The 11548-nt window shown below is 57.2% G+C and carries 9 protein-coding genes and 1 tRNA gene; 9 read left to right on the top strand and 1 reads right to left on the bottom strand.

Annotated elements, in window-relative coordinates; genetic code table 11:
• Positions 1–97: 97 nt before the first annotated feature.
• A complete protein-coding gene (miaA, locus tag RUM8411_RS05210) occupies positions 98–991 on the bottom strand; it encodes a tRNA (adenosine(37)-N6)-dimethylallyltransferase MiaA (protein WP_234995136.1) in 894 nt (297 codons plus the stop codon).
• 97 nt (positions 992–1088) lie between these two features.
• Between miaA and pyrH the strand changes: the two genes are divergently transcribed.
• The 9 genes from pyrH (at position 1089) to RUM8411_RS05165 (ending at position 11395) form a co-directional block, all read left to right on the top strand.
• Positions 1089–1841, top strand: coding sequence for a UMP kinase (gene pyrH / locus RUM8411_RS05205; RefSeq protein WP_085821617.1), 753 nt, complete (start codon positions 1089–1091; stop codon positions 1839–1841).
• Positions 1842–2092: 251 nt separating this feature from the next.
• Positions 2093–3319 (top strand): aminotransferase class V-fold PLP-dependent enzyme, encoded by a 1227-nt coding sequence (locus RUM8411_RS05200; RefSeq protein ID WP_085821616.1) that lies wholly within the window; start codon positions 2093–2095, stop codon positions 3317–3319.
• A gap of 48 nt (positions 3320–3367) precedes the next feature.
• Positions 3368–4792 (top strand): cryptochrome/photolyase family protein, encoded by a 1425-nt coding sequence (locus RUM8411_RS05195; RefSeq protein WP_085821615.1) that lies wholly within the window; start codon positions 3368–3370, stop codon positions 4790–4792.
• A 69-nt stretch (positions 4793–4861) separates the two neighbouring features.
• The gene (locus RUM8411_RS05190; protein ID WP_085821614.1) at positions 4862–6070 is read left to right on the top strand and encodes an SAM-dependent methyltransferase; all 1209 of its coding nucleotides are present in this window, start codon (positions 4862–4864) and stop codon (positions 6068–6070) included.
• Between the two features lie 16 nt (positions 6071–6086).
• Complete coding sequence (locus RUM8411_RS05185) at positions 6087–6527, top strand: TrgA family protein (protein WP_085821613.1); 441 nt, start codon at positions 6087–6089, stop codon at positions 6525–6527.
• 30 nt (positions 6528–6557) lie between these two features.
• Positions 6558–7673: an NUDIX domain-containing protein gene (locus tag RUM8411_RS05180; RefSeq protein WP_085821612.1), complete on the top strand. Its 1116-nt coding sequence runs from the start codon at positions 6558–6560 to the stop codon at positions 7671–7673.
• 69 nt (positions 7674–7742) lie between these two features.
• Entirely contained in the window at positions 7743–8777 is a 1035-nt protein-coding gene (locus RUM8411_RS05175; RefSeq protein WP_085821610.1) for a cysteine synthase A, read from the top strand.
• Positions 8777–11215 carry a DUF3772 domain-containing protein gene (locus RUM8411_RS05170; protein ID WP_085821998.1) on the top strand — a complete coding sequence of 813 codons (2439 nt, stop codon included), beginning with the start codon at positions 8777–8779 and terminating at the stop codon, positions 11213–11215. Before RUM8411_RS05175 ends, RUM8411_RS05170 begins: the two co-directional genes overlap by 1 nt.
• 90 nt (positions 11216–11305) lie before the next feature.
• Positions 11306–11395: transfer RNA gene (locus tag RUM8411_RS05165), tRNA-Ser, on the top strand.
• The last annotated feature ends 153 nt before the right edge of the window (positions 11396–11548 follow it).

The raw sequence follows: 11548 nt of genomic DNA, 5'->3' as shown, positions 1-11548 counted from the left end.
GTTTGGGCTAGTTAAACCCGATGTAATGCTGTGGATTCGCTTGCTTAAAATGCCGGTGCAAAAAACCTGGGCACCTCTGGTTGAACTGCCCGAGGTATCATTTTGAGAAATCTATGTGATTCCAGCTTTTCATTCTGGCCCTAAACCATGTGCGCTGACGTTTTGCGAACTGGCGGGTTGCAATTGTGGCGCGTTCTCTGGCTTGATCCAAAGTCATGTGCCCGTCCAGGTATGCCAGAAGCTCGGGCACGCCGATGGCTTTGAATGCAGACAAAGACGGATTGTAAAGGTGGCGCATCGCTTCGACCTCGGGCAGGGCGCCGGTTTCCAGCATCTGATCGAAACGGCGAGTGATACGATCCAGAAGCCATTGTTTATCCACGTCAATCACAATCGGAACCGTGTCACAAAGCGCAAGCATCGGCGGCGGTGTGTTGTCCTGCCAGTCGCCCAGGCTGCGCCCGGTCGCTTGCTGTACCTCCCACGCGCGCTGAACGCGGGCGCGGTTGTGGGTGTCGATCCGCTGCAGGGTTCCGGGATCGACACCGTTGATCAGCTTAGACAGTTCCAACTGATCGGCCGCAGCCCGTATCCGGGGCGGGGTGGCGGGAATGTCTGCCATGCCCTCGGTCAGGGCCGTGAAATACAGCCCCGTACCACCAACGATGATCGGGCGTTGTTCACCCGATAACAGAGGCGTCACATCCCGCAGCCAGTGCCCGGTGGAATAATCCTGATCATAGGCGACATGGCCATACAGGCGATGCGGTGCGCTGGCCTCTTCCTCGGCGGATGGACGGGCCGAGATCACCCGCCAGCAGTCATAGACCTGGCTGGCATCGGCGTTGACGATGACGCCGCCGAATTCTTCCGCGATCCGCAAGGCCAGAGCCGATTTGCCCGATGCTGTCGGGCCAGCGATCAGGACAGGTTTGTCATCCGGAATGGGTGGCAGACGATCCCAGAATTGCGAAGTTTTGACAGTGCTCATGCGCGGTCGCCTCATTCCTAACCAACCGCATTGAACCTGCGGAGCTTTTGCTTCATTTTGCGCCTGAAAATAAACCCGTGCCAGCCCGGAGCGCAACATGAGCCTTTCCTCGACAAATGAGACCACCGCCACCCCCAAGGCGACGTATAAACGCGTGATGCTGAAAATCTCGGGCGAGGCGTTGATGGGGGATCAGGGGTTTGGCCTGCACCCGCCAACCGTTCAGCGCATCGCGCAAGAGGTCAAATCGGTGCACGATTTGGGCGTCGAGATATGCATGGTGATCGGGGGCGGTAACATCTTCCGCGGGCTCAGCGGCTCGGCCCAGGGAATGGAGCGGACGACAGCTGATTATATGGGTATGTTGGCGACAGTGATGAATGCGCTGGGGATGCAATCGGCCCTGGAAGAAGTTGGCGTGTTCACCCGCGTCATCTCAGCCATTCGAATGGATGAAGTGTGCGAGCCGTATATTCGCCGGCGCGCCGTGCGGCACCTGGAAAAGAAACGTGTTTGCATCTTTGCCGCCGGAACGGGCAACCCGTATTTCACCACCGACACTGCGGCAACGCTGCGCGCCAATGAAATGGCGTGTGAGGCGATCTTTATGGGTAAGAATGGCGTCGACGGTGTCTATGACAAAGACCCCAAGGTTCATGCGGACGCGGTGCGGTATGACTCGGTCAGCTATGACGACGTGCTGGCCAAGCGTCTGCGGGTCATGGACGCCTCGGCAATCGCGCTGGCACGTGACAACAACCTACCACTGATTGTCTTTGGGCTGGATGAACCCGGTGGGTTCCGGGGCATTCTGGCGGGTGAGGGCACGTATACCAAAGTTCAGGGCTGAACCTCCTCCAGTTCTATCAGTCAAAGCCGGGCCGTTTCGCCCGGCTTTTTCAGTTCCACACCCTGTTGTGCGCTTGACGACAGCTGGACCTCTGGGCAACGTGTCGGTGTTCTTGCGTGCTACACGTGCAGGGGCTGCGGGCGTCTGTGCGGCGTCGGCTGGGCTGGAAGACCTGCCATGGTTTCTGAGGGTTCCGGAATCATGCTCGGACACCTTTTGGAATGACGAGCATAAACAAGGAGGCACGTGCCATGAGCACTCTGGATATCAATTTCGTTCGATCGCAGTTTCCGGCGTTTCAGGAACCCAGCCTGCAAGGACAGGCGTTTTTTGAAAATGCTGGCGGTTCGTATACATGCAAACCGGTGCTGGATCGGCTGACACGGTTTTATACTCAACGCAAGGTGCAACCCTATGCGCCGTATCAGGCCAGCCGCCTGGCCGGAGAAGAGATGGATGAGGCCCGCACCCGCATGGCTGCCATTCTGGGTGTAGACACAGACGAGCTGAGCTTTGGGCCGTCGACCACCCAAAACACCTATGTTCTGGCGCAGGCATTTCGTCAGTGGATGCAGCCCGGTGATGCAATCATTGTCACCAACCAGGATCACGAGGCGAATTCCGGTCCCTGGCGGCGTCTGGCAGAGGAAGGGATAGACGTCCGCGAATGGCAGATCGATCCCCAGACCGGATCTCTGAACCCTCAGGATCTGGAAAACATGCTGGATGAAAAGGTGCGTCTGGTCTGTTTTCCGCACTGCTCCAACGTTATCGGAGAGATCAATCCGGTCACCGAAATCACCGCAATCGCCCACGCCGCCGGTGCGTTTGTCTGTGTGGACGGAGTGTCTTATGCACCGCACGGATTCCCGAATGTGGGGGAGCTTGGCCCCGATATCTATTTGTTTTCAGCCTATAAAACTTACGGCCCGCATCAGGGTTGTATGGTGATCCGCCGCGCAATCGGAGAGTTGCTGCCGAACCAGGCACATTATTTCAATGGTGACGTTCTGCACAAACGTTTCACCCCGGCGGGTCCCGATCACGCGCAGATCGCGGCCAGCGCAGGCATGGCGGATTATGTTGATCTGCTGTGCGATCATCACAACGGCCCCGGGTCCGGTGCGGCTGCGCGCGCGGCATTTGTGCACGACCTGATGCGCGCGCACGAGGTTGCGCTTCTGCAGCCCGTTTTGGACGCGGTTAAAGACCGCAACAACGTACGGCTGATTGGCACGTCCGACGCCACCCAGCGCGCTCCTACGGTGGCCCTGTCCCTGAACACGGACGCCGAGGCCGTGGCCGCAGACCTGAACGATCATGGTATCATGGCAGGTGGCGGCGACTTTTATGCTGTGCGCCCGTTGCAGGCGATGGGGGTCGACCCCGAGCAAGGCGTACTGCGCGTTAGCTTTACGCATTATACCTCGCAGCAGGAAATTGATCAGTTGTTAGGGGCACTTGAGACCGTTTTGTGATCCAGTTCCAAGCCTGCCCCGTATCGATAATAAAACAACAGGGCGGTCATGGGTAACGAGCAGTCACCGGTCATTGTGTGGTTCCGACGGGATTTGCGTCTGTCGGACCACCCGGCATTAAACGCAGCAGCCCGAACAGGCCGTCCGATCATCCCGCTGTTCGTTCTGGACGATGCCGTGCACGTGCTGGGGGCTGCACCGAAGTGGCGGCTGGGACAGGGGCTTGAGGTTTTTGCGCAATCTTTGACACGGATCGGAAGTCGGCTGACCATTCGGCGTGGGGATGCGCTGACAGTGATACAGGCTTTGATCGCTGAGGTCGGGGCTTGCGCTGTCTATTGGTCCCGTGCCTATGACCCGGCTGCAATTGCACGGGACAGCGCTTTGAAAGCCAGCCTTTCTGGGCAGGGGGTAGAGGCCAAGTCCTTTGCTGGCCACCTATTGTTCGAACCCTGGACTGTTGCCACCAAAACGGGACAGCCATTTCGTGTGTTCACACCGATGTGGCGGTCGGTGCAGGGGCGGGACGTCCCCGAGCCTCTGGCCTCACCATCTCGTTTACCTGCACCGTCCGAGTGGCCAGACACCGAGCAGCTTGAGACGTGGAAATTGGCGGCGGCCATGAACCGCGGCGCAGCTATCGTGTCGCCTTTTGTTCAACCCGGTGAAACTGCAGCGTTTGACACCCTGCATAGCTTTCTGGATCGCATTCCAAACTATGCAACCCTTCGCGACCGGCCAGATCTGGATGGAACTTCGGACCTGTCCGAGTACTTGTCGTTGGGCGAAATCAGCCCGCGCTGTACCTGGCATGCGGTCCAACGTGCTGCGATGAACGGTGTATCAGGTACCGAGCCCTACCTGCGGCAGCTGGTCTGGCGTGAATTTGCCTACCATCTGATGTACCACTCGCCCCAACTGCTGAGCAGGAACTGGAAGCCCGAGTGGGACAGCTTTCCTTGGAACACTGACGCAACCCATCCCGATGTGATAGCGTGGAAGCAGTCTCGCACTGGTATTCCCATGGTCGATGCAGGCCTACGCCAGATGTATGTGACCGGCCGGATGCACAACCGCGCGCGTATGATCGTGGCCAGCTATCTGACCAAACACTTGATGACCCATTGGAAGATCGGAATGGATTGGTTTGCCGACTGCCTGGTGGATTGGGATCCGGCTGCCAACGCGATGGGGTGGCAGTGGGTTGCGGGCTCGGGCCCCGATGCGTCGCCGTTCTTTCGCGTCTTCAATCCGCAGACCCAGCGTGAGAAGTTTGATCCAAATGCAGCCTATGTAAACCGGTGGATTGCCGAAGGTCAGCGTGATCCGCCAGATACAGCGCTGGCCTACTTTGAGGCTGTACCGCGATCCTGGGCGCTTGATCCAAGTAGAACCTATCCTGCTCCGGTTGTTGAATTGGCCCAGGGACGGGTGCGCGCGCTGACGGCATATGAAGGCCGAAAAATCCAGTAAGGAACTGAAAACTTGCCAGAAACACAAACTCGTCCTAGCCTGAACCCGCCAATGTACAAAGGAGAGGGGATGATCCTTACGACGACAGACGGGCAAAAAGACCTGCCCAGGTACTTTGCGCAAGTATTGAAGATGCTGAACCGGATGGGGTCCGGTCGGCTGGACATTGTGTTGCCGGATGGTCGTATCTTCCGGACCGAAGGGGCCAAAGCGGGGCCAGTGGCCCGCGTTGATATCCATAACCCAGACGTGTTCGCTCGTTTGATCCGAGAGGGTGAGCTGGGCTTCTCGGACGCCTATCTGGAAGGGGATTGGAGTACGCCTGACTTGCGCTCGTTCATGGATCTGGTGCACCTGGGCACGGAGACGGTCTATGACGACTTTACAGGTAAACTTTTGGTTCAGGCCTATGAGCGTTTGCGGTTCTGGCTGCATCGTAACAACCGCAGGCAGGCCAAAAAGAACATCTCGTACCATTATGATTTAGGTAATGATTTCTATGGCTTGTGGCTGGATGATACGATGACTTATTCCAGCGCGTTGTTCGAAACCGGACAAGAAAGCCTGGAAAACGCGCAAACTGCAAAATACGCTAGCCTTGTTGATGAAATGGGTGCGAAGCCCGGAGATCACATTTTGGAAATCGGCTCTGGCTGGGGCGGGTTTGCTGAATACGCCGCAAAAGAGCGTGGCCTTCGGGTCACAGGTTTGACCATCAGTCAAGAACAGTTGAACTTTGCCCGGCAACGGATTGAAAAAGCGGGGCTTTCCGACATGGTTGAGTTCAAGTTGCAAGACTACCGCGACGAACAAGGTCAATATGACGGCATCGCGTCAATCGAAATGTTCGAAGCCGTAGGGCAAAAATACTGGCCAGTCTATTTTGAGTCCGTGCGCGAGCGCTTGAAACCTGGGGCACAGGCGACGCTGCAGATCATCACCGTTGCTGATCACAGATGGGATGTATACCAGAATGGTGTTGATTTCATTCAGAAATATATCTTTCCGGGTGGTATGCTTCCGGCGCCTTCGGTTTTGAAAGAACACGTCGCGCAGGCGGGGCTGAACGTTGTGAAGTCGCGCGAGTTTGGAAAAAGCTACGACCTGACCTTGCGACGCTGGTACGAGACGTTCAACGCCAAATGGGACGAAATTGCCGCTCTGGGATTTGATGAGCGTTTCCGCCGCATGTGGAATTATTATTTGACTGCTTGCGGCGCAGCCTTTGACACCGGCAACTGCGATGTGACACAGATCACTATAGCAAAACCCGGTTAACAAACGGAAATTTCGAATGCCCACTGCCGCACGTCTCGTAGCATCCCTGTGTCTTTTGGTGATCGCGTTTCTGGTTTCAAGCATGATCATCGCAAATGGTGATGAGGGTAAGGATTACGGCTGGTTCACTTATGTGAATATGGTGATCGCAGTGGTTTGCGCTTGGAAGATCATGGGCAAACGGGTCGGCAGAGGCTGGACGGCGGCGGTTAACAATGGCTTGACCGGCGTCGCGTCGCTGGTGTTCTGGGGTCTGTTTGTTCAAGGCTGTTATGAGATGTTCCGGCTGGCAATGCGCAATCGCTATGATGGACCGTTTGAGGCGTTGATTGCCATTTTCCGGATCGGTGTTGAGTACGGTCAGTTGCTTTTGGTTCCAGAAATCCTGTGGACATTGGTGATCGGAGCTCTTATCGCCGGGTTGGCGGCCGAAGAAGCCAATCGCCGCTGGAACTAAAACCCAAAAATCAACGCGAGACTCATATCTGTGTCCGATTTGTTCTTTTACGGCACGCTCAGGTATCAGCCACTGCTGGAGCTTGTGCTTGGCCGTTCGCTATCTGATCTGGCCATCTCTCAGGCCTCTCTGAAGGATCATAGTGTGTACGGGGTGAAGGGGCAGGCCTTTCCCTTGATTGCTGCTGAATCCGGTAGTGTCGCAAAGGGGTTGCTGGTGCAAAACCTTTCCCCGAATGACCTTAAAAAGCTGGCTTTTTATGAGGGTGGTTTTGAATATGACCTCAGCTCGCGGACGGTCGATCTGGCAAATGGATCAACTGCCGAAGCGCTGGTGTTTTATCCCGAACCAAACCTGTGGACGCCGGACGTTCTTTGGTCTTTGCAGGATTGGGTGGATGGTTGGGGGGAACTGACTCTGATCGCTGCGCAAGAGGTGATGGCCTATTACGGCAAGGTCGACGCCAGTGTTATTGCCCGCAGCTTTCCCTCCATCCGGACCCGCGCGTGGGCCAAGCTGGCCGCCCGAAAACGCAAGACGGGCGATCCGCGCGATGCCCGCAAGGATGTTATCATTCACGATCATAAACGCGCCTATGTCGACTATTTCGGTATGGAAGAGGTCGCGCTGCAACATCGTAGGCACGATGGCTCGATGGGCGCTGTTCTGAACCGAAACGGGTTGATGCAGGGCAGTGCGGTTGTCGTTTTGCCCTATGATCCGGTGCGCGATGCTGTGCTGTTGGTTGAACAGTTCCGGACGCCGGTGTTTTTGATCGACGACCCCGAGCCCTGGATGTGGGAACCCGTGGCGGGGATGATCGACCCCGGCGAAACGCCAGAGCAAACAGCACTGCGAGAGACACAGGAAGAGGCGCAGGTTGCGCTCGACACGCTTGAGTTTGCGGGCGAGGCTTATTCCTCCAGCGGGTCGTCGACTGAATACGTGTATCTTTATGTCGGGCGGGCTGATCTGACCCGGACTATCGACAATGGCGGGTTGGCGTCCGAGGGTGAGGATATTCGGACTCAAATCCTGCCATTTGACGCGTTTATGGCTGCCGTGGACAGCAACGGCTTTAAGGACATGCCGCTGTTGACACTGGCCTATTGGCTGGCGCGTCATCGCGACCGGCTGCGCGCTTAGTTATCGCCGCTTGTGGTTGGGGCAGTGCATCTGTAAATCTTCGTTGAGACATAATGATATGAGGGCGCCATGCGCATTGCACGAGATCTTGCTGACGCAGTAGGAAAAACACCGTTGATCCGGCTGCGCCGCATCAGTGACGAGACCGGGTGCGAAATTCTTGGCAAAGCGGAGTTCATGAATCCGGGCCAGTCGGTCAAGGATCGCGCGGCGCTTTACATCATCCACGACGCCATCGCCCGTGGCGAGCTCAAGCCGGGTGGCACTATCGTCGAGGGTACAGCCGGGAACACTGGTATCGGCCTGGCATTGGTGGGTGCGTCGATGGGGTTCAAAACGGTGATCGTGATCCCGGAAACCCAGTCCGAAGAGAAGAAGGACATGCTGCGCCTTGCCGGTGCGCAACTGGTGCAGGTTCCCGCAGCCCCGTATCGCAACCCCAACAACTTTGTGCATTACTCGCGCCGTTTGGCCGAGCAGCTGGCGCAAACCGAACCAAATGGCGCAATCTGGGCCAATCAGTTCGACAACGTGGCCAACCGACAGGCGCATGTGGAAACAACCGGCCCCGAGATCTGGGAACAGACCGACGGCAAGGTCGACGGTTTTGTCTGCGCCGTTGGATCGGGCGGCACGCTGGCCGGTGTGGCCGACGCGCTGCAGCCCAAGGGCGTCAAGATCGGGCTGGTCGATCCGATGGGGGCAGGGCTCTATTCCTATTACACCACCGGTGAGATCGCGATGGAGGGCAGCTCGATCGCGGAAGGTATCGGTCAGGTCCGTATCACCAAGAACCTCGAAGGGTTCAAACCAGACTTCTCGTACCAGATGACAGACAATGAGGCACTGCCGCTGATCTTTGATCTGCTGCGCGATGAGGGTCTCGTCATGGGTGGCTCGACCGCGATCAACATGGCGGGCGCGGTGCGACTGGCCAAGGATCTGGGACCGGGCCACACTATTGTGACGATCCTGTGTGATTACGGTACGCGCTATCAGTCCAAACTGTTCAACCCTGAATTCCTGCGTGAAAAGGAATTGCCGGTTCCTGACTGGATGACAGAAGCACCCCGCAGCATCCCCGGCGTGTTCGAGGACGTATGATGCTGCGACAGGTCCGCCTGTTCCTGACACTTGTTGCGATTGTTCTGTTTGGGCTGGCGGGGATCGCATCCGCCACGCTGACAGATCGCCAAAGCGAGTATTACAAGGGGTGGATCAGTACGGCAGATCGCGCTGAATCGGTGATCGAGGCCGGGCGGGCCTCGGATGCCGCTCTGGAAAACCTGCGGGCCGAGATCAATGCCTACCGCGAGGATTTCAACCGGGCCCGTGGGGCGAATACCGAACGCATACATACGCTGGAAAGCCAGCTGAAAGCGCTAGGTCCCAAGCCCGGAGATGGAGAAAGCGAGCCCGATGACATTGCGCAGCTGCGGGCTCATCTTGAAGAGCAGCTGAACAGTCTCAGGGTACCGCAGATTATCTCGGAAGAGGCTTTTTCGCGCGCCAACGGTCTAATCAGCGAGATTGACCAGGTCATTCGGGCAAGACAGACGAAAGAGCTGCTGAAACGCGGCCCGTCACCGTTGAACCCCGCGTATTGGGGCCCGGCCCTGGAAGATTTTGAATCGGCGATTAGCGGTTTTATCAACGAAACCGTGACCAACCTCAATTCCGACGTTACGCACGAACAATTCCGCGATCGTGGCCCTGCCATTCTGGCGCTGGTTATTGCCTCGCTGATTTTGCTGAGCTTCGGTAAACGCTGGTCCGAAAAAGCCAGCGACTATCTGCGGCAGCTGGGTGGCTATGGTGGCGGTGTGTGGACATTCGTTGGTTCACTTTTACGGATCATCCTGCCCTGGTTGGGGGTCGTCGGGCTGGTCAAAGCGGTTGAGCTGACTGGTTTTGCCGGGCTTCGCGGCGAATTACTGCTTGATCAGATTCCATACTGGGCTGCCACTATTTTCTATTTCGACTGGCTGGGGCGGCAGCTTTACTTGATGGGTGCTGCGCAGAGTTTCCAGCGCCTGTCACAACGCCGGATCGCCGAACTACGCGTTTACCTCGATCTGCTGGCTCTGATGCTGGTCTTCAATGAATTTGCCAATGTCTTTGCGCAGATCGAATACGTCTCGGACACGACGCGCGCGGTTATCGGATTCCCGATAATCACAGCTACGGCACTGCTGCTGTTACGGGTGCGTCAAATCCGCAGTGCAGAGCCTGATCTGCCTGTGACGGATACCGCCACACCGGGGCGTACCGCCGGGTTCAGCCAGATGATCGAGATACTGCGGCGCGCAGTTTTCATTCTGGGAATTTCCAGCCCGATACTTGCGGCGCTGGGGTATGTGAACGCGGCCGAGGCGGTGGTGTTTCCCGCCGTCAAAACCTTGGGGCTGTTGGCTGCGTTGGTCATCTTCCAGCGCTTTATTGGCACGCTTTACGGATGGATCACGGGGCAGGGGGACGCGGCACGAGATTCGTTGTTTTCGGTCATGGTCGGATTTGTGCTGGCCATCCTGTCGATACCATTTCTGGCGATCATTTGGGGTGCGCGCCAATCCGACCTGAGTGAGGCTTGGTCGCGCCTGCTGCTGGGGTTCGATGTCGGTGGGGTGACCATTTCTCCTAGCAACTTCCTGACCTTTGCCGCGATCTTTGCCATCGGTTACATGCTGACCCGGTTGCTGCAAAGCGGGCTGCGCAACTCGTTGCTGCCTAAAACCCAGATTGATCCCGGCGGACAAAACGCCATCGTCTCGGGCACCGGATATATCGGTATCTTTCTGGCCGCTCTGTTGGCGATCATTGTAGCCGGTTTCGACCTGTCCTCGCTGGCGATTGTTGCCGGTGCGCTGTCGGTCGGTATTGGTTTCGGCCTGCAAACCATCGTGTCGAACTTTGTCTCGGGCATCATTTTGCTGGTCGAACGGCCGATATCCAAAGGCGACTGGATCGACGTGAACGGAATGATGGGTTATGTCCGCGACATCTCGGTTCGGTCGACACGAATTGAAACCTTTGACCGATCTGATGTGATCGTTCCGAACTCGGATCTGATCAGCGGTATGGTGACGAACTATACCCGTGGTAACACCGTCGGCCGAGTGATCGTTCCCGTTGGTGTGGCCTACGGCACTGACACCCGCAAGGTCGAGGGCATCCTGTCCGAAATCGCCAATGCGCACCCGATGGTGCTGGCAAACCCAGCGCCGAGCGTTGTGTTCCAGGGGTTTGGCGCGGATTCTCTGGATTTCGAAATCCGGGCCATCTTGCGCGACGTGAACTGGGTGTTGTCGGTGAAATCGGACATGAATCACGAGATCAACAGCCGCTTTGTGGAAGAGGGCATCGAAATCCCGTTTGCACAGCGCGATGTTTGGTTGCGCAACCCCGAGACGTTGCGGGCAGGTCCGCCTGCGCCGCAACCCGAACCAGAGACAAAGGTTGCCAAGCCGTCGAAACCGGTCAGTTCTGCACCCGTTGAGATGACCGAAGCCGACCTGTCTGACGGTGACGGGGACGAGTTGTAAGCCCACCTGTGTCACAAGCGCGGAAGGTTATAATTTCGCGGTATTCACCTCTTGCAAATCCTCCGGCGATGGTTCAAACAACGCCGGCACGGAGAGGTGGCCGAGTGGTCGAAGGCGCACGCCTGGAAAGTGTGTAGGCGGGAGACCGTCTCCAGGGTTCGAATCCCTGTCTCTCCGCCACTCATACCTGTCTCACTTCAGTTGTATTTTCTGACCCGGAATTGTGCCGCAATTCCCGCGAGTTGGCGCATGCGCTTTCAATCAGAGACAGAGCGGACCGTACATTCAGAGGACACTTAAGGCCCCAGTCTCAGTGCCGCATATTGGCGGGGT

Origin of the sequence: Ruegeria meonggei (assembly GCF_900172215.1) — a bacterium.
GTDB classification, from domain to species: Bacteria; Pseudomonadota; Alphaproteobacteria; order Rhodobacterales; family Rhodobacteraceae; genus Ruegeria; species Ruegeria meonggei.
Note: the sequence above shows the minus strand (reverse complement) of the source record. Positions and strands in the feature narration are given on the sequence as shown.